This is a genomic window from Kribbella sp. NPDC048837 (assembly GCF_055586945.1).
Map to the genome: position 1 here is coordinate 1,042,483 of NZ_JBVJHF010000002.1, position 17,907 is coordinate 1,060,389.

The 17,907-nt window shown below is 69.1% G+C and carries 17 protein-coding genes; 4 read left to right on the forward strand and 13 right to left on the reverse strand.

All coding sequences use genetic code 11. From position 1 onward, the window contains the following. Positions 1-6: 6 nt before the first annotated feature. The 6 genes from ACZ6O0_RS12965 to ACZ6O0_RS12990 all read right to left on the reverse strand — a co-directional run bounded on the left by ACZ6O0_RS12965 (position 7) and on the right by ACZ6O0_RS12990 (position 5,208). The gene (locus ACZ6O0_RS12965) at positions 7-978 is read right to left on the reverse strand and encodes a DUF979 domain-containing protein (protein WP_465765037.1); all 972 of its coding nucleotides are present in this window, start codon (positions 976-978) and stop codon (positions 7-9) included. Further along, positions 975-1,676: a DUF969 domain-containing protein gene (locus ACZ6O0_RS12970; protein ID WP_465765038.1), complete on the reverse strand. Its 702-nt coding sequence runs from the start codon at positions 1,674-1,676 to the stop codon at positions 975-977. Before ACZ6O0_RS12970 ends, ACZ6O0_RS12965 begins: the two co-directional genes overlap by 4 nt. A 191-nt stretch (positions 1,677-1,867) precedes the next feature. After that, positions 1,868-2,545: a uracil-DNA glycosylase gene (locus ACZ6O0_RS12975; protein ID WP_465765039.1), complete on the reverse strand. Its 678-nt coding sequence runs from the start codon at positions 2,543-2,545 to the stop codon at positions 1,868-1,870. Positions 2,546-2,685: 140 nt separating this feature from the next. Beyond that, complete coding sequence (locus ACZ6O0_RS12980; RefSeq protein WP_465765040.1) at positions 2,686-3,249, reverse strand: DUF1990 family protein; 564 nt, start codon at positions 3,247-3,249, stop codon at positions 2,686-2,688. 48 nt (positions 3,250-3,297) lie between these two features. Continuing rightward, positions 3,298-4,320, reverse strand: coding sequence for an LCP family protein (locus tag ACZ6O0_RS12985; RefSeq protein WP_465765041.1), 1,023 nt, complete (start codon positions 4,318-4,320; stop codon positions 3,298-3,300). Positions 4,321-4,404: 84 nt separating this feature from the next. Continuing rightward, entirely contained in the window at positions 4,405-5,208 is an 804-nt protein-coding gene (locus ACZ6O0_RS12990) for a helix-turn-helix domain-containing protein (RefSeq protein WP_465765042.1), read from the reverse strand. A gap of 71 nt (positions 5,209-5,279) precedes the next feature. On the opposite strand from ACZ6O0_RS12990, the gene ACZ6O0_RS12995 reads away from it, so the two are divergent. Together ACZ6O0_RS12995 and ACZ6O0_RS13000 are read left to right on the forward strand one after the other, a co-directional pair. Further along, complete coding sequence (locus ACZ6O0_RS12995) at positions 5,280-6,059, forward strand: phytanoyl-CoA dioxygenase family protein (RefSeq protein WP_465765043.1); 780 nt, start codon at positions 5,280-5,282, stop codon at positions 6,057-6,059. Between the two features lie 129 nt (positions 6,060-6,188). Continuing rightward, positions 6,189-6,482 (forward strand): HU family DNA-binding protein, encoded by a 294-nt coding sequence (locus ACZ6O0_RS13000; protein WP_360362924.1) that lies wholly within the window; start codon positions 6,189-6,191, stop codon positions 6,480-6,482. A gap of 3 nt (positions 6,483-6,485) precedes the next feature. Here the strand turns inward: ACZ6O0_RS13000 and ACZ6O0_RS13005 are convergent, their stop codons facing one another. After that, entirely contained in the window at positions 6,486-7,508 is a 1,023-nt protein-coding gene (locus ACZ6O0_RS13005; protein ID WP_465765044.1) for an SMP-30/gluconolactonase/LRE family protein, read from the reverse strand. Between the two features lie 50 nt (positions 7,509-7,558). Next, positions 7,559-8,494, reverse strand: coding sequence for an SMP-30/gluconolactonase/LRE family protein (locus ACZ6O0_RS13010; protein WP_465765045.1), 936 nt, complete (start codon positions 8,492-8,494; stop codon positions 7,559-7,561). A gap of 129 nt (positions 8,495-8,623) precedes the next feature. Here ACZ6O0_RS13010 and ACZ6O0_RS13015 point away from each other — a divergent pair, with 129 nt between their 5' ends. Both ACZ6O0_RS13015 and ACZ6O0_RS13020 read left to right on the forward strand, forming a co-directional pair. After that, the gene (locus ACZ6O0_RS13015; protein ID WP_465765046.1) at positions 8,624-10,579 is read left to right on the forward strand and encodes a M13 family metallopeptidase; all 1,956 of its coding nucleotides are present in this window, start codon (positions 8,624-8,626) and stop codon (positions 10,577-10,579) included. 216 nt (positions 10,580-10,795) lie between these two features. Beyond that, entirely contained in the window at positions 10,796-11,287 is a 492-nt protein-coding gene (locus ACZ6O0_RS13020; protein WP_465765047.1) for a pyridoxamine 5'-phosphate oxidase family protein, read from the forward strand. A 265-nt stretch (positions 11,288-11,552) separates the two neighbouring features. On the opposite strand, the gene ACZ6O0_RS13025 is transcribed toward ACZ6O0_RS13020, so the two are convergent. The 5 genes from ACZ6O0_RS13025 to ACZ6O0_RS13045 all read right to left on the reverse strand — a co-directional run bounded on the left by ACZ6O0_RS13025 (position 11,553) and on the right by ACZ6O0_RS13045 (position 17,860). After that, on the reverse strand, positions 11,553-13,100 hold the full coding sequence (locus ACZ6O0_RS13025) for an aminopeptidase P family protein (RefSeq protein WP_465765048.1): 1,548 nt from the start codon (positions 13,098-13,100) through the stop codon (positions 11,553-11,555). A 41-nt stretch (positions 13,101-13,141) separates the two neighbouring features. Further along, positions 13,142-13,564, reverse strand: coding sequence for an aspartate 1-decarboxylase (gene panD / locus ACZ6O0_RS13030; protein ID WP_465765049.1), 423 nt, complete (start codon positions 13,562-13,564; stop codon positions 13,142-13,144). 106 nt (positions 13,565-13,670) lie between these two features. After that, positions 13,671-15,869 (reverse strand): MMPL family transporter, encoded by a 2,199-nt coding sequence (locus ACZ6O0_RS13035; RefSeq protein WP_465765050.1) that lies wholly within the window; start codon positions 15,867-15,869, stop codon positions 13,671-13,673. A gap of 85 nt (positions 15,870-15,954) precedes the next feature. Next, complete coding sequence (locus tag ACZ6O0_RS13040) at positions 15,955-16,653, reverse strand: response regulator transcription factor (RefSeq protein WP_465765051.1); 699 nt, start codon at positions 16,651-16,653, stop codon at positions 15,955-15,957. Continuing rightward, a complete protein-coding gene (locus ACZ6O0_RS13045) occupies positions 16,556-17,860 on the reverse strand; it encodes a sensor histidine kinase (protein ID WP_465765052.1) in 1,305 nt (434 codons plus the stop codon). The genes ACZ6O0_RS13040 and ACZ6O0_RS13045 overlap by 98 nt, the downstream gene beginning before the upstream one ends. Positions 17,861-17,907: the final 47 nt, after the last annotated feature.

Genomic DNA, 17,907 nt, shown 5'->3' on the forward strand with positions numbered 1-17,907 from the left:
CTCCTTCTAGAAGGCGAAGACGTACATCAGGACGATGTTGCAGGCCAGCAGCGGAACCGCGGTCGGGACCTGGGCCTTGATCGGCCCGTACTGGTCCTTCATCTCCAGGAGTGCTGCCGGGACCAGGTTGAAGTTGGCGGCCATCGGCGTACACAGGGTGCCGCAGAAGCCGGCCAGCATGCCGATCGCGAACACGACGGCCGGCGTACCGTCGAACTGCTGCACCAGCAGCGGCCAGCCGACCGCGGCCGTCATCACCGGGAACGCTGCGAACGCGTTGCCCATGATGATCGTGAAGACCGCCATGCCGATGCAGTACAGCGCGACCGCGGCGATCAGCGAGCCCTTCGGCACGAGGTGATCGGTGATCCGGCCGACCGCCTTGCCGACGCCGGACGCGTTGAACAGCAGGCCGAGTGTGGCCAGCATCTGCGGCAGGATCGCCGCCCAGCCGATGTGCTCGAGCAACCGCCGGCCCTCGTGCAGCGGGACCGCCGGGGACCTCGGCCTCAGCAGGGCCATGCCGACCGCGAGCGCCAGCAGTGAGGCGACGCCGAGGCCGATGATGGTGGCGGAGCCGGACTGCAGCAGAAGCTTGCCGTCGCCCAGCTTCACCTTGGCCAGCCAGGCACCGAAGATCGCCGCGACGACCGGGATCACCAACGCCGGCAGGAAGAGCTTGTTGCCGAAGCGGTCGGCGAAGCGGGCCCGCTCCGCCGGGGTGGTGGTCTGTTCGAGGCCGCGGCCGGGGAAGCCGGAGCCGGCCAGGACGGCCAGACCGATCACCGCGATGCCGAGCAGCCAGGACGGCGCCTGCTTGTTCACCACGAACGTGCCGTAGCCGAAGGACAGACCGAGGATGCCCCAGAACGCCGCGCTGCCGAGGCGCTTCGGGTTGCTGCGGTCGTTGACCACCTGCAGCGCGATCAGGACGAAGAAGATGCCGCACAGCCAGTAGAACCACTCGACCTTGATCACCGGGCCACCTCCTCGGCGTCGGCCTTGGCTTCAGCGGCGAGCTTGTCCAGTTGGCGATCCAGGAGCAGCAGCCGGACGCCGTGGATGAGCAACGCGCAGATGCCGGTCGGGATCGCCCAGAGCGCGATGTCGATCGCCTCCAGGTGCAGCCCGTACGTCGTGTCCACGAAGCCGGTGATCAGCAGGATCGAGCCGATCGCGACGAAGATGTCCTCGCCGAAGAACAGCCCGACCGTGTCGGCGCTGGCGGCGAAGCCCTTGATCTTCTCCTGGAGCTTGTCCGGCAGTTTGCCGTAACGGCGCTCAGCGGCGCCGGCGGCCATCGGGTGGATCAGCGGCCGGACCGCCTGCGCGGGACCGCCGATGCTGGTCAGGCCGAGGGCGGCGGTGCCCTGCCGGATCAGCAGATAGACCGCCAGCAGCCGGCCGGTGGTCATGACTTTCAGCTTGCCGATCAGCTTGCGGGCCTGGTGCTGCAGGCCGTAGCGCTCGATCAGCCCGATCACGGGCAGGGTGACGATGAAGACGGTGACGGACCGGCTGCCGGCGAACCCGTCGCCGAAGGCGTTCAGGATCTTGATCGGTGACAGGCCGCCGATCAGGCCGGCGACGATACCGGCCGCGGTGACGACCAGCATCGAGTTCAGCCTGAGCGCGAACCCGACGACAACCACCGCGATGGCGAGCAGAACCCACATGGTTCCTCCCGGGGACGGACGGACGCGATTGTCCGGCCACCATAAGAGATTGTTGAACGATCCTGCAATGGATCCTTCGAACAAGTCTGATTTTCGGGAGAGCGATTGCCCGGGCTGCGGGATGGCATGCGGAGGTGGACGACGGCGGTGGTGCTCGTCGTCCCGGTGCTGCGGGCGCTGACCGCGAGGGCTTAGGGGAGGCGCCAGTCGATCGGGGTGGCGCCCTGCTCGACCAGGAGGGCGTTGACGCGGCTGAACGGGCGGGAGCCGAAGAACCCACGGTCGGCGGACATCGGGCTCGGGTGCGCGCTCTCGACGTACGGCGTACTGCCGAGCATCGGCTTGAGCGTCTGGGCGTCGCGGCCCCAGAGGATCGCGACCAGGGGCCCGCCGCGGTCCACGAGCGCGTGGATGGCCTGCTCGGTGACGGTCTCCCAGCCCTTGCCGCGATGGGCGCCGGACTTGCCCGGCTGCACGGTCAGCACTCTGTTGAGCATCAGCACGCCCTGCTCGGCCCACGGCGTCAGGTCGCCGTTCGAGGGAGCGGGTACGCCGACGTCCGCCATCAGCTCGCGGTAGATGTTGGCCAGGCTCCGCGGGATCGGCCGTACGTCAGGCGCCACCGAGAAGCTCAGGCCGACCGGGTGCCCCGGCGTCGGGTACGGATCCTGGCCGACGATCAGCACCTTCACCTGCTGGAGCGGGCTCTTGAACGCGCGCAGCACGTTCTCCCCGGCCGGCAGATACGGACGTCCCGCGGCGATCTCCCCGCGCAGGAACTCCCCCATCTTCGCCACCGTGTCCTCGACCGGTGCCAGCGCTTCCGCCCAGTCCGGGGCAACCAGATCCGTCAACGTCTTCGGGCTCACCCACCACAGCATCCCAGCCCCCCGCCCCGACGCACACCCCGGGTTGTCTCCTGCTGTTCGCGTGTCGGTCAGAGCGCCGTTTTGTCACGCAAGGTACAAAGGACCCGGCCCCGCAAAGGTATGAGCTTGCGGGGCCTTTGCTATGGGGTGGCCAGGCGTTGGAGGGCGTTGGCGTAGCGGCGGGCGGCGTAAAGCTGGGCTTTGCGGGTGGCGGGGCCGGCCAGGCGGGTGTACCAGGTGGCGGGGCGGCTGTAGGCGCGGACGGTGAAGTAGACGCCGTCGGACTCGCGGGTGACGACGAAGGACTCCTCACCGGATTCCGGGTGACCTTCGAGGGTGCCGTAGGCGAAGCCGATGCGGTCCGGTTCGTCGACGGTCCAGACGACGCGGCAGGGGACCGGTAGGCCGAGGGTGCCGAGTGGGGACAGGGTGCGGAGGCGTCCGACGAGGATGCCGGCGCCGAGGCGGCCGAGAGCGTTGGTGCCGATCGCCGGGGGTGCGTCGGTGGCGGTCATCGGTACGCCGGCAGCCCGGTGCATCCGCCAGTTCAGCAGCGCCTGGCCGGCCCGGGCGAAGACCTCACTGCTCGCACCGATGCGAGCCCGGTACTCGAGTCGGTGGTAGCCCGGCGGCGTCTCGTCGTACCGGGTCGACCCGACCACGTCGTAGCTGAAGCGCAGTCCCGCCAGGTCCTCGAGCTTCATCGAACACCTCCCGCAAGTCGCCGCCCGGCCGGCACACCACCAGGACTGTCAGCTGCTCTTCAGGCCGCTGGTGTTGTCCTGTTTGATGGCGTTGAACAGGGCCTTCGCCTTCGCGGTGTCCCACTTCACGGCGACGCCCCGGTTGTGGCCGAGTTGGTAGTTGTCGTCGCTGACCGGGACGGTCAGGGTGACGCCGCCGCTGCCGGAGACCGCCCGCATCCCGCGGGCGAAGCGGATGAAGTCGAACAGGCTCATGTCCTTGTCGACCGTCAGCGCGTCGACGCCCTTGGTCGCGACGTTGTAGTAGCGGATCGGGTTGAGGAACGTCGACGGCGAGCTGGCCTTCTTCGCCACCGCGCCGACCATCGCGCGCTGCCGCTCGACCCGGCCGAAGTCGTTCTGGCCGTCGGCCTTCCGGGACCGGACGTACCCGAGCGCGTTGACACCGTTCAGCTCCTGGCAGCCGGCCGGCAGGTCGATGTGCGCGTCCGGGTCCTTCATTGCCTTGGGCAAGCACATGTTGATGCCGCCGACGCTGTCGATGACGGTGGCGAAGCCGCCGAAGCCGACCTCGACGTAGTGGTCGATCCGCAGCCCGGTCACGTTCTCGATGGTCTCGATCAGCAGCGCGGGCCCCTTGTTGAAGGCGGCGTTGATCTTCTGCTTGCCGCTCACGCCCGGAATGTCGACCGCGCTGTCCCGCGGAATGCTGATCAGCACTGTTGGTCCGGACTCGGGCACGTGCATCAGCATGATCGTGTCGGTGCGGGGCGGTCCGGCGTCCGAGCCGGTGTGCAGGCGCGCCCGCTCGGCCCGGCTGAGGTCCTCGCGGGCGTCCGAGCCGACCATCAGGTACGTCGTACCCGGGGTGTCGGCGGGGCGGTCGCCGGTCGGCATGGCGTCGATCTTGTCGATCCGGCTCCACGCGTACAGCGGAACCGCGACCAGCATGAGGATGAACAGCAGGACGATCAGTCCGACGGTGCGGAGGAACCAGTTGCGCCGCTTCTTCGGGCGTGCCTGCGGCGGCCGGTTCGCGTATCGCGGGTCGATGGGCTGCGGTTGACTCATACCCACGACCGTATCGGTGTCCGGCGCCCGCGCACGTCACCCCAGTGAATGGTTTTACACGTCGGAAAGTCGGTGCCGCCTCCTTCAGAAGGAGGAAATCGGGCCCGAAACCGAACCAACCCGCCGGAACGCGCGTGGCGAAACCCCTACTCGTGCGGTGAAGAGGCGGGTGAAGTAGGCCGGATCGTCGTACCCGACCTCCCGGGCGACCGCGGCGACGGTCAGCTCCTCTTCGGCCAGCAAACTCTTTGCAGTGTTGAGTCTGGTGGTCAAGACCAGTTCCTGCGGTGTCGAGCCGGTCGTACGGCGTACTGCCTCACGCAACTCCTTCACGGTGAGTCCGAGCTCGGCGGCGTAGTCCTGAACGCTCAACGGCGTACAAGCAAGCTCTGCCAGCCGCGCCGCCACTTCGTCGCCGGACACCGGTGCGGCGCGAGCGATGAGGTCGTACAACGCGGCAACAGTCTGTACGGCGCTATGCGTGGTGCTGACGCGCAACAGCCGGGCGAAAGCCCGGTCGACCGGACGTGGATCGGCATACCGCCGCACTGGTTGGCTGGCGTCCAGATGGCCGAGTGATGTGAGCGCTGTGGTCCCTGGACCGCTGAAGAGCGTCCACACCTGACGCCAGCGAGTGGTGGGCCGGTAGCCGTGCAGGACTCCGGGATAGAGCCAGAGCATCGCCGGCGCGCGTACTTCGTGCAGCTGACGGTCGGGTCCGTGCAGCAGCTGGCCGCGGCCCTCCTTGAGCCAGACCAGCGCATGACAGCCGAGGGCTCGCTCCGGAGTCGGCCCGGGTGGGTTCTCCTGCTCGCCGGCACCGAGACAGAAGAGTCCAAGTTGCTGTTCGGCCGCACCGGGAGTCAGGTAGATCGACCAGTTCGTCACGGAACAAGAGTCCAAGAAGTCGGCCACGGGTGTCCATTCCGGTGGTCGTCGTACCAGGCTGGAATGGTGGCGTGCTGACTTCCAACGGATATGTGCTCGACGATCGACGGCTAGGGGAACTGGAGGTGGTGCCCGATCGGGAACGCGGCGATCGCGGGCGGTTGCGGGAGCGGCTGGAACGGGACGGATACCTGTATTTGAAGGGGTTGCTGGAGCCCGAGGTGGTGTGGGAGTTCCGCGAGTACTACTTCGGGCTGACCGGTGCCGTCAGCGACCGTGCGTCGTACCGGAAGGTGTTGTTCGAGCAGATCGTGCCCGGGGAGGAGTACGCCGCCTTCTGTACGCAGCTGAAGGGGTGGTTCGAGTGGTTCCTGGGTGGGGAGCCGTTCCTGCACAAGCGGAAGATCATCCGGCAGACCGCGCCGGGCGAGACCGGCATCGGTACGGCGACCCAGGCGCACTACGACCTGCTCTACCTCAGGGAGGGGAGTGACCAGGTGCTGTCGGCCTGGATCCCGCTCGGCGACTGTCCGGTCAGCAGAGGCGGTCTGACCTACCTCGAGCGCAGCCACCACCGAGTGCTCGAGGAGGAGGCGGCCGGCCGGCTCAAACGGCCCGCAGCGTCCATGACCGCGGACCTGCCGAGCCTCGCCGAGGAGTACGACGCCAACTGGCTGGTGACCGATTACGAGGCCGGCGATGTGGTCATCCACACCGCGCACACCATCCACGCGGCGCTGGACAACGTGTCGGACGAGATGCGGCTGTCGACGGACATCCGGTACCAGCGCGCGGCCGATGCCATCGACGCGCGCTGGCAGAACCACTGGCACGACCGGGATGGCCTCTAACGACGGTCACCGGCTCGGCAAAGTTCCCGTTCTCCCCGGTTTGACCGAACTGCGGACGCTTCTCGCTAACGACAATCATTTTGGTTAAGGTGCCGAACGAAAGGGTTCATCACGAAGCTGAGGAGAGCCGTGAACCGCAACGAACTGGTCGCCGGGGTGGCGCAGAAGGCGGGTATTCCGCGGAACCAGGCCGAGAAGGTCCTCGACGCGCTGGGCGACGTCGTCACCGAGGCTGTGCACAAGGGCGACAAGGTCTCGCTGACCGGCCTGCTGAGCATCGAGCGCGTGCTGCGCGCGCCCCGCACCGGCCGCAACCCGCAGACCGGCGAGCCGCTCTCCATCCCGGCCGGCTACTCCGTCCGCCTGTCCTGCGGAAGCCGCCTCAAGGCAGCGGCCCGGGGCGACCTCCGCACGATCTCCTGACGATCAGCGCCGTACTGCGGTGACCCAGTACGGCGTGGTGGCGGTCGGTGGCGTGCTGAACCGGGCGTTGGGCAGGTAGAGCCGGCGTCCGAACGCCGCCGCCGTGGTGGGGATGTCGAAGCCCGGATCGGTGATCGTCCGGACCAGAGTGCCCTGGGTGCCGGTCCGGTTGAGCTTCACCACCGCGACCTGGTTCAGGAAGTTCTGGACGACGTACAGGGTCCGCCCGATCAGCAGCATCCCGTCGCCATTGGTCATCAGCGCGGCACCGAGGTCGACGCGCCTGGTGACCCCGGTCCGCGGATCCACCCGGAAGAGGAACCCGGTCGACGACTGGACGATGATCAGCGCACGGCCGTCCGGGGTCAGCGTGATGCCGTTCCCGTTGAACCCGGTCGGGTCGTGTACGTAGTCACCGGTGAGCGGGACGGTCCGCGTGGTGTTCAGGAGCTTGCCGCTGCGGCCGATCGGCACCTGGTAGATGACCGGCTGGCTGCTGTCGGTGAACCAGGCGGCGTTCTTGCTCAGCACCACGTCGTTCACGAAGGTCGGCGTGGCGCTGGTCAGGCTGTAGCTCTTGAGGATTTTGCCGGTCCGGATGTCGACCACTCGACCCGTCCCGGTCGGTCCACCGGCGATCCACAGCCGGCCGCGGTTGTCCGCCTTCAGACCCACAGACGGCGTACCAGGACCTTGGCTGATCACCTTGCCGCTACCGGTCCGCAGACTGGCGGCGTAGATGTCGCCGTCCGCCAGCGAGCCGAAGTACGCCGTATTGCCGCGGATCGCGATGCCCTCGGGCTGGAAGCCGTTCGGCAGCTCGATCCGGGCCGGGAACGCGGTGGGCTTCGAGGACTTCGCCGACGTGGTCGACAGGAACCGGATCTGGTCGCACTGGCCGTCGTCGACCGAGTGCTTGACGGTGGACGATGCCGGTGTGGGGACGGCGGCGGCCGCCGACGTGGTCACAAGGCCCAGCAGGAGGGCCGGCAGCCCGAGTACGGCTGTGATTTTACGGATGTTCATGTTTCCTCCCCACCCTGACCGTAGGACGGTGATCCGCGGTCGGGAACGGTTCAGCGCGGGACTGCGGTGACCCAGTACGGAGTGGTCGGCGTCGGTGACGTAGTGAAGCGGGCGTTCGGCAGGTAGAGCCGCTTCCCGAACGCCGCGGCGGTTGTCGGTACGTCGAAGTCCGGGCTGGTGATGCCCCGGACCACCTGGCCCGCGGTGCCGGAGCGGTTCAGGGTGAGGACCGCGATGTTGTTCAGCCGGTTCTGGACGACGTACAGGGTGCGGCCGATCAGCAGCAGGCCGTCGCCGTTGGTCATCACCGCGGCACCGATGTCGATCCGCTTCGTCACCCCGGTGCGTGGGTCGACGCGGAACAGGAAGCCGGTCGACGACTGCACGATGATCAGGGCGCGGCCGTCCGGCGTGAGCGAGATGCCGTTCGCGTTGGTGACGCCGGGAGTGTGCTGGTAGTCGCCGCTCAGCGGGACGGTCTGGGCCGTTGCGGCCAGCTTGCCGTGCCGGCTGAACGCGACCTTGTAGAGGACGGGCTGTTGCGAGTCGGTGAACCAGGCGGCGTCGTTGCTCAGGATCACGTCGTTCACGAACGTCGGGGCCGTGGTGGTGAAGGTGTAGCTCTTGAGGACAGTCCCGGTCCGGGTGTCGATCACCCGTCCGTTGCCACCGGCCGCGCCGGCGACGAACAGCCGGCCGAACCGGTCCACCTTCATGCCGAGCGAGCCAGTGCCCGGGCCGGGGCTGATCACTTCGCCGGCGCCGGTCCTCAGGTCGGCGGCGTAGATGTCGCCGTTCGCGCGGGAGCCGAAGTACGCCGTACCGCGGGCGATCGCGATGCCCTCCGGCTGGAACCCGTTCGGTAGCTCGATCCTGGTCGGGAACTTGGTCGTGCTGTGGGTGGCGGAAGCCGGGGTGCTCACCAGGCCCAGCATCAAAGCGGGCACGCTGACCAGCGTGGCGAGCCGGCGGACGAGGTGTGACATGGCGGGTCCTCCTGATCCGTGGTCTTGCCCAGGAGAACGGCACCGGCCTGTGGAAAGTTCACAACGGCCGTCGTTGCAACCGGGTATGTTCGCTGGCAAGCAACTGGACACGGGAACAAGGGGTCAGGGATGACAGCAGGGATCGACAGTTCGAGTCTGTCCGCGACGGTGCGAGCGCAGGACGACCTGTACCGCTACGCCAACGGACCGTGGCTGGACGAGCACGAGATTCCGGCGGACAAGGCCATCTACGGCGCTTTCCACGCACTCTGGGACACGGCCGAGCAGGACGTCCGCACGATCGTCGAGAAGACCGTCGCGGCCGGGCACCCCGAGGGCAGCGAGCCGCGGAAGATCGCCGATCTCTACAGCAGCTTCATGGACGCCGAGACGATCGAGCGACTCGGTGCCGAGCCGATCGCCGAGCAGCTCGCCCTGGTCCGGGGGATCGAGGACCTGGCCGGCCTGGTCTCGGTGCTCGGTCAGCTCGAGCTGCAGGGTGTGCCGGGTGTCTTCCACTACTGGGTCGACGCCGACGCCAAGAAGTCCGACGAGAACATCGTGTACCTGACCCAGGGCGGGCTCAGCCTCCCGGACGAGTCGTACTACCGCGAGGACAGCTTCGCCGAGGTGCGGACGGCGTACGTCGCGCACGTCACGCGGATGCTCGAGCTGGCCGGGCTGGCGGATCCGTCCGGTGCCGCCGAGCGGATCATGGAGCTGGAGACCAAGGTCGCCGGTGCGCACTGGGACCGCGTGAAGAACCGCGACGTCCAGCTGACCTACAACAAGCTCGACCGGGCCGGGCTGGACGAGCTGACCCCCGGCTTCGACTGGTCGGGCTGGCTGGCGGGCGCCGGCGTACCCGAGAGTGCCTTCGAGCAGGTCGTCGTTCGCGAGCCCGATTTCTTCACCGCGGCCGCCGGGGCCTTGCAGGAGGTCGAGCTGGACCGGTGGAAGGAGTGGCTGAGCTGGCGGGTCGTGCACAGCGCGGCGCCGCTGCTGAGCGCGGCCTTCGTCGATGAGAACTTCGCCTTCTACGGCAAGACCCTGACCGGTGCGCCCGAGCTGCGCGAGCGGTGGAAGCGCGGTGTGGGGACGGTCGAGTCCGCGCTGGGCGAGGCGCTCGGCAAGCTGTATGTCGCCGAGCACTTCCCGCCGGCCGCCAAGGCCCGCATGGTCGAGCTGGTGCAGAACCTGGTCGAGGCGTACCGGCAGCGGATCGAGGCGCTGGACTGGATGGGGCCGGACACCCGGCAGCGGGCGCTCGACAAGCTCGGCACCTTCGTCCCGAAGATCGGGTACCCGGACCAGTGGAAGGACTACGACGCGCTCGCGATCGACCCGTCCGACCTGTTCGGCAACGTGCGCCGCTCGGTCGCCGTGGAGACCGCGCGGGACCTGGCCAAGCTCGGGCAGCCGGTGGACCGGACCGAGTGGAAGATGACGCCGCAGACCGTCAACGCGTACTACAACCCGCGGATGAACGAGATCGTCTTCCCGGCCGGCATCCTGCAGCCGCCGTTCTTCGACCTGGACGCCGACGACGCGGTCAACTACGGCGCGATCGGGGCCGTGATCGGGCACGAGATCGGCCACGGCTTCGACGACCAGGGCTCGCGGTACGACGGCGACGGCAACCTCAACGACTGGTGGACCGACGCGGACCGCGCCGCCTTCGAGCAGCGCACCGACACCCTCGTCGCGCAGTACGACGCCCTGTCGCCGGCCGAGACCCCCGGTCAGAACGTGAACGGCAAGCTCACGCTCGGGGAGAACATCGGCGACCTGGGTGGGCTGTCGATCGCGTACGTCGCCTACCAGCTGTCGCTCGACGGCGCCGAGGCACCGGAGATCGGCGGACTGACCGGAAGCCAGCGCTTCTTCGTCTCCTGGGCCCACGCCTGGTCGACCAAGACCCGCCCGGAGGAGGCGGCGCGCCGGCTCGCGATCGACCCGCACTCACCGCCGGAGTTCCGCTGCAACGCGGTGGTGAAGAACATCGACGAGTTCCACACGACGTACAACACCACCGAAGGCGACGGCATGTGGCTGGCCCCGGAGGACCGCGTCCGCATCTGGTGACCCAACCCCCGCAGCCCGCCGCCCACCGCGGCGGGCTGGCGGGCGGTAGGTGAAAGCTCGACCGTGAGCTGCCGGGGAGTAGGTGAAGGCGCCCGAGGTGATCTGCCGGGTAGCAGGCGCCACGGTGAGGTGCCGGGTGGCAGGTGAGGGCCCGGCCGTTGTGCTGTGCGTGGGTGACGCCGGGGAGTTGTCGGTGGTGGCTCGTACGGTCGGGGTGTGACGGATGAGCCGAGTGTGCGGGCGTTGCGGGCGCCGACGACGTATCGGTTCCCGCGATCGGGGGACGGGTTCCTGGCGTGGGCGGACGTCGAGGGGCGGTTGACCGACGCGAAGAACTACTGGCTGGCGACGGTGCGGCCGGATGGGCGGCCGCATGTGACGCCGCTGTGGGGAGTTTGGGTGGACCGCGGGTTGTACTTCGACGGCCTGCCGACCACCCGGTGGGGTCGCAACCTCGCCGGGAACCCACAGGCGGCCGTCCACCTCGAGAGCGCCGACGACGTGGTGATCCTCGACGGGGTTGTGGAGGACCTGGAGACGACCTCCGCCGAGCTCGGCGACCGCGTGGTCCACGCCTGGACTACGAAGTACGGACGCCTCGAGCCAGAGCCCGTCAGCAGCGGCATCTTCCGCCTACGCCCACACACCATCCGCGCCTTCACCGGCTCCCTGGACCGCGGCTGCGCCTGGCACCTCGAAGCGCAGTAGGCAGAACCCTCCGAGCGCAACCACCGACCACGGCGGCATCCGGCCGGTGCGCGATGGGCGGGGTCGCCGGACCGCCGGCGCCCGACCGCCGGTGCCCGACGGGCGGGGTCGGAGATGGCCGGTGCCTGATCGGCAGGGGTCGCGGACGGCGGGTGCCTGATGGGCGGGGGTCGCGGACGGCCGGTGCCCGATGGGCGGGGGCCTGTGCCGCACGCAAAGCCGGCTGCTCCCCGCGGCGGGCGGGGAGCAGCGGTAGTGGGTGTGGTTAGGAAGCCATCCAGGTTTGGAGGCCTTCGATGGTGCGGGGCATGGCGTCTGAGAGGTTTTCGGCGCCCTCGTCGGTGACGAGGATGTCGTCTTCGATGCGGATGCCGATGCCGCGGAGGTCCTCGGGGACGGTCAGGTCGTCGGCCTGGAAGTAGAGGCCGGGCTCGACGGTGAGGACGTAGCCGGTCTGCAGGGTGCCCTTGCGGTAGTTCTCGTCGCGGGCCGAGGCGCAGTCGTGGACGTCGAGGCCGAGCATGTGGCTGACGCCGTGCAGCGTGTAGCGCTGGTACAGGCGGCTCTCGGGGTCGAGGGCCTCGTCGGCGGAGACCGGCAGCAGGTCCATGTCGTCCAGCCCGCGCACGATCACCTCCATCGCGGCCTCGTGCGCCGCGCGGAACGCGGCACCCGGCTTGACCGCGGCGATGCCCGCGTTCTGCGCGTCGAGCACCAGCTGGTACAGGTCGCGCTGGCGCGGGGTGAACTCGCCGTTCACCGGCAGCGTGCGGGTGATGTCCGCGGTGTAGAGCCGGCGGTTCTCCACGCCCATGTCGAGCAGCATCAGCGTGCCGTCGACGACCGGGCCGTCGTTCTCGATCCAGTGCAGTGTGGTCGCGTGCGGGCCGGCCGCGGCGATCGAGGTGTACCCGACGTCGTTGCCCTCGGCCCGGGCCCGGCGCCAGAACGTGCCCTCGATCCAGCGTTCGCCGTACTGCCGGACCTTGTCCATCTCGGCGAGGACGTCGGAGAAGCCGCGGTGCGTGATCGCGACCGCGTCCCGGAGCTGCTCGATCTCGTACGGGTCCTTGACCAACCGCAGCTCGGACAGGGTCGCGGCCAGCTCGTTGTCCTTCAGGTCGTCCGTGCGCGCGCCGGTCAGCAGTGACGCGATCGACTCGTCCTCGTCGCGCCGTACCCGGGTCGGTACGTCGCCCTTCAGCGCGTCCGCGAGCTGATCGACGTGCCGGGTCTCGAGGCCGAACTCCTTGGCGGTCTCGGTCAGCGACGGACGCCGGCCGGCCCAGAGCTCGCCGTACATCCGGTCGCGCCAGAACTCCTCGCCCTCGCCGCGGTCGGCGCGCGGGCGGAAGTACAGGACCGAGTCGTGGCCGCTGGTGCCGTTCGGCTCCAGCACCAGGACGGCGTCGGAGGTCTGGTCGCCGGCCAGCCAGACGTAGTCGGTGTGCGGGCGGAAGACGTAGTCGGTGTCGTTCGAGCGGACCTTGTAGGTGCCGGCCGGGATGACGAGCCGCTCGCCGGGGAACGCCTGCGACAGCGCGTCCCGCCGCTTGGCCGCCCACACGCCGACGTCGCTCAGCGTCACGTCCTGCCGTTCGGAGTCGGCCCAGCCGGAGTTCATGAACGCGCGCAGCTTCGGGCTCGGCTCGTTGTCGTGCGAGGCCGTCTTCGGCGCGGCGTCCCCGTCAGCGGCCGTCTCCGCGGCGGTCGTCTCCGCGGTGGGGGTCTCCGGGGTGGTGGTCTCGCCGGTGGGGATCTCCCGGGCGGCGGTGGTCTCGGCGGCAGTGGTGTTGTCGGTCGTCTCGGTCATCCTCGACCAGTCCTCGTCTCGGCGAGCGGGCCGGAGGTGTCTCAGCCCGGGGTGTGCAGTTGGTCGCCCCGCAGCGTGCCGGTGCCGGGCAGCGCCTCGGCGGGGTCCGAGCCGATGCGGGTGATCGCATTGTGCTCGTCCACGAAGACTACGCTCGGCTCGAACACCTTCGCCTCCGCGGTGTCGAACATCCCGTAGGCGATCAGGATGACCAGATCACCGGGATGGATCAGGTGCGCCGCGGCCCCGTTGATCCCGACCACCCCGGACCCGCGAGGGCCTTCGATCAGGTACGTCGACAGCCGGTTCCCGTTGGTGATGTCGACGATGTCCACCTTCTCGCCGGGCAGCAGGTCGGCCGCGTCCATCAACTCGGCGTCCAGCGTGCACGATCCGACATAGTCCAGATCCGCCTGCGTGACCGTCGCCCGGTGCACCTTCGACTTCATCATCTCGCGCCACATGCGGCCCCATGATCCAGCTCAGCCCCACCCCTGTCAGTGGCCACCGTCACCCAACCGGTTCAGCGACGGCGCCCCTGGATGGTCAGGGGTGCCGTCGCGCTGAGGGCTAGAGGGTCGCCGTTTCCGGTTCGCGGGGCTCGGAGGTGGTGGATGGGAGGTTGGGGCGGAGGGAATCGCCTTCTACGTCCACGTTGGGGAGGAGGCGGTTCAGCCAGCGCGGGAGGTACCAGGCGGAGCGGCCCAGAAGGGCCATGACGGCGGGGACGATGGTCATGCGGACCAGGAAGGCGTCGATCGCTACCGCCAGCGCCAGGCCGAAGCCGATCTCGCGGATCAGGGTCTGGCTGGACAGGATGAAGCCGGAGAAGACAGCGGTCATGATGACCGCGGCGGCAGTGACGACGCGGGCGCTGTGGGCGAAGCCGTCGACGACTGCGGTGCGAGGCTCGGCGCCGTGGACGTGTTCCTCCCGCATCCGGGTGACCAGGAAGATCTGGTAGTCCATCGCGAGGCCGAAGACGACACCGATGAGGAAGATCGGCAGCATGCTGATCACCGGCCCGGTCTGCCCCTCGATGCCGAACAGCCCGGCCAGCCAGCCCCACTGGAACACCGCGACCACCGCACCGAATGTCGCCGCGACCGTGAGCAGGAAGCCGAGGGTCGCCTTCAGCGGCACCAGCAGCGACCGGAACACCAGCATCAGCAGCAGGAACGCGAGCCCGACCACCAGCGACAGATAGGGGATGAGCGCTCCGCCGAGCTTGTCCGAGAAGTCGATGTTGACCGCGGTCGCGCCGGTGACGGACACCTCCGCCCCACCGTTCTCCGGCAAAGCCCGGATCGCCTGAACCAGTTCGTTCGTCTGCGGCGTACTCGGGCCGCTGGCCGGGATCACGGTCAGCAGCGCGGTGTTGCCGGCCGGATTGAACGTCGGCGGCGTCACCATCGTCACGTCCGGCAGCCCGCGTACGGCGGTCGCCGTGGCAGCGGCCGCCGCCTTCGGGTCGGGCGACACACCGGCGTCGACGACCACCATCAGCGGACCGTTGAACCCGGCACCGAACCCGTCGGACAGCAGTTCGTACGCTTTCCGCTGGGTCGAGTCCGGCGCGGCGGTGCTGTCGTCGGGCAACCCGAGCTCGAGGTCGGCCGCCGGGACCGCCAGCGCGCCGAGACCGATCACCGTCACGAGCAGCACGGCAACCGGCCGGCGGGTGACGAACCCGGCCCACCGGCGACCCACGGAGAGCTTGCCGGTCGCCTCGGGGTCGCCGGACCGCAGCCCGGGGATCCGCCCACCGAGGACCCGGCGGCCCGCCACCCCGAGCAGCGCGGGCAGCAACGTGAGGGCGATCGCGACCGCGAGGACGACAGTGAACGCGGCCGCCAGGCCCATCTGGGTGAGGAACGGGATGTTCACGATGAACATCCCGGCCAGCGCGATCACCACGGTCATCCCGGCGAACACCACCGCCGACCCGGCCGTGCCGACCGCGCGGCCGGCCGCCTCCTCGGGCTCCAGCCCGGTACTCAGCTCGTGCCGGTAGCGCGACATGATGAACAACGCGTAGTCGATCGACACCGCGAGCCCGATCATCAACGCCAGGATCGGCGTCCCCGAACCGATGTCGATGAACCCGGTCGCGGCGGAGATCGCGGTCACCCCGATGCCGACCCCGATGATTGCCGAGAGCAACGGCAGGCCGGCGGCGATGAGTGAGCCGAAGGTGATGAGCAGGACCACCGCGGCGACTCCGAGGCCGATCACCTCGGTCAGGCTCTGTTCGTCCTGTGGCTGCATGGCATCCCCGCCGTACTCGACGGTGAGGCCGGCCGCGCGAGCGGGCTCGACCGCGGTCGCCACGGCCTCCTGTGCCTCCGGCGTGACCTCCGGTGAAGGTACGTCGTACGTCACCTGGGCGTAGCCGGTGCGGCCGTCGGCGGAGATCGCCTTGGCGGTGAAGGGATCGAGGACCCTCGCCACCTGCGGAGCCTCGGTGATCCGGCCCAGGGTCTGCTGGACCTGTGCAGTGTTCGCCGCGTCGGTGAGCTTCTGGCCGGCAGGTGCCTGGAAGACGATGCGGGCGGTGGCACTATCGGCGTCGGCCTGCGGGAAGCGGTCCTGGAGCAGGTCGACCGCGCGCTGCGACTCGGTGCCCGGGATCGAGAAGCCGTTGGCGGTCGGGCCGGACAGGGTGGCCGCACCGGCGATGCCGGTGGCCAGGAGCCCTAGCCACACGAGCACGACGAGTCGGCGCCGGCGGAACGCGAACCGGCCGAGCCGGTAGAGGTAGGTAGCCATGCTGCCGATCGTTCCGGCCAGGCCTTGTCATCCGCGTCTGCCAGGAGTGGGCTCCTCGACGTACCGCGGATGCCGTAGATCCCTACTACGGCTGCGGTACCTCGGCCGGCGGCAGGGTGGTTCCCGGACGGACCAGGCCGGTCTGGTAGGCGAGCACGACCAGCTGGGCCCGGTCGCGGCACTCGAGTTTCATCATCGCCCGGTTGACATGCGTCTTCGCGGTCGACGGCGACAGCGCCAGGCGTACGGCGATCTCGTCGTTGGTCAGCCCGAGGGCGACCAGGCCGACGATCTCGCGTTCCCGGTCGGTGAGGACGTCGAGTGCGGACGGGCCGAGGTCCTGGCCGACCTGTGGTTCGGCGAGGAAGCGGTTCATCAGGCCGCGGACCGCCTTCGGGGAGAGCAGCGCGTCGCCGCGGGCGACTACCCGGATCGCGTCGATGAGTTCGGCCGGCTCGACCGACTTGCCGAGGAAGCCGCTGGCTCCGGCGCGGATCGCTTCGAAGACGTACTCGTCCACTTCGAAGGTGGTCAGCATCAGCACCTTCACCCCGGCCAGCGCTTCGTCCGCGGTGATGATGCGGGTCGCCGCGAGCCCGTCCAGCTCCGGCATCCGGATGTCCATCAGGATCACGTCGGCGCGCTCGGTCCGGGCCAGCTCGACGGCTTCCCGGCCGTTCGATGCCTCAGCAACGACCTCCAAATCGGGTGCTGAGCTCACCAGCACCCGGAACCCGCTGCGGATCAGCGTCTGGTCGTCGGCCAGCAGCACCCGGATCGTCACCTACGACTCCCGTCTCGAGAGGAAGAACAGCGTGTACTCCGAAGCCCCCACCCGCCTCCGGCCCGGCGGTCAACTCCCCACCCACCGCCGTGACCCGCTCCCGCATCCCCAGCAGCCCGTGTCCGGTCGTCGAGGGAGTGCTCTCCGGACCGAGGCCGGGACCGCCGGGGAGGCGAGGTGCCGCCGTGCTGGGGGAGGTGTTCGTGACGTCGACGGCCAGGGACCCTGCGTGGCGGGCCAGACGGACGCGGACTGTGGCGCCGGGGGCATGCTTCAGGACGTTGGTGAGGGACTCCTGGATCACCCGGTAGGCAGTCAGCTCGATGACGTCGGGGAGCGGACCGATCGAGTCCGGAGGTTCCCAGTCGACCTTCACTCCGGCAGCGACGAACGACTCGATCATCGAGTCCAGCTCGAGCAGCGACGGCGCGGGTGCGGTCGGCAAGGCGGTGCCTTGACGGCGTAGTACTCCGAGCAGGACGGTGAGCTCCCGGAGAACCGTACGGCCGCCGGAGCGGACCAGGGCCAGCGCTCGTTCGGCCTCGTCCGGTTGAGTACGCAGGACGTGAGCCGCGACGCCCGCCTGCACATTCATCAGCGCGATGTGGTGTGCGATCACGTCGTGCAGTTCGTGGGCGATCCGGAGCCGCTCCTCCATCACCCGGCGCTGTGCCTCCTCGTCGCGGGACCGCTCCGCGCGGACGGCACGCTCCTCGAGCTCCGCCAGATACTCCCGCCGGTACCGGACCGCTCCGCCGACAGCCGCCGCGAAGAGGACCATGAAGGTCATTCCGAGGTTGTCGAGAAGGTTTCCGCCGATGAAGACGGCCGAGGAGATCAGCGTCGCGGCCGCCGTGATGCCAACCACGATCGAACTGGTCCTCCGGTCGTTGCGCACCACGACCGTGTAGATCGCGCAGGCCAGGAACAGGACGATCGGGCTCTTGCCCTGTTCGGTGATCGCGTACGCGATCGCGACGGCGGTGGTGACTCCGAGCACCACCAGTGGCGCGCTGCGCCGGAAGGTGAGCGCGACGGCACCCACGACGGCGAGTGCCACGATCGTCTGGTTCAGCTCGATCCGTTCGCCCACGTGCCGGCCTCCCGGCACGAAGAGGTTGATCGCCAGGACGACCAGCGCGAGGGTGAGGTCGAGCGCCAACGGATGCCACTTGAGGTCGCGGCAGTACCGCAGGAACGCGCCCATTCCTTCACAGTACGTGCCCCCCGGCAGAATCCGCGTCGTCCTCAGGC

What these genes read in the sequence shown, in the direction of transcription:
- ACZ6O0_RS13015 (WP_465765046.1), top strand. Translation starts at nt 8,624, where the DNA reads ATGACAGCAGGGATCGACAGTTCGAGTCTGTCCGCGACGGTGCGAGCG.
- ACZ6O0_RS13010 (WP_465765045.1), bottom strand. Translation starts at nt 8,494, where the DNA reads ATGTCACACCTCGTCCGCCGGCTCGCCACGCTGGTCAGCGTGCCCGCT.
- ACZ6O0_RS13025 (WP_465765048.1), bottom strand. Translation starts at nt 13,100, where the DNA reads ATGACCGAGACGACCGACAACACCACTGCCGCCGAGACCACCGCCGCC.
- ACZ6O0_RS12985 (WP_465765041.1), bottom strand. Translation starts at nt 4,320, where the DNA reads ATGAGTCAACCGCAGCCCATCGACCCGCGATACGCGAACCGGCCGCCG.
- ACZ6O0_RS12970 (WP_465765038.1), bottom strand. Translation starts at nt 1,676, where the DNA reads ATGTGGGTTCTGCTCGCCATCGCGGTGGTTGTCGTCGGGTTCGCGCTC.
- ACZ6O0_RS12980 (WP_465765040.1), bottom strand. Translation starts at nt 3,249, where the DNA reads ATGAAGCTCGAGGACCTGGCGGGACTGCGCTTCAGCTACGACGTGGTC.
- ACZ6O0_RS13005 (WP_465765044.1), bottom strand. Translation starts at nt 7,508, where the DNA reads ATGAACATCCGTAAAATCACAGCCGTACTCGGGCTGCCGGCCCTCCTG.
- ACZ6O0_RS13035 (WP_465765050.1), bottom strand. Translation starts at nt 15,869, where the DNA reads ATGGCTACCTACCTCTACCGGCTCGGCCGGTTCGCGTTCCGCCGGCGC.
- ACZ6O0_RS13045 (WP_465765052.1), bottom strand. Translation starts at nt 17,860, where the DNA reads ATGGGCGCGTTCCTGCGGTACTGCCGCGACCTCAAGTGGCATCCGTTG.
- panD (WP_465765049.1), bottom strand. Translation starts at nt 13,564, where the DNA reads ATGTGGCGCGAGATGATGAAGTCGAAGGTGCACCGGGCGACGGTCACG.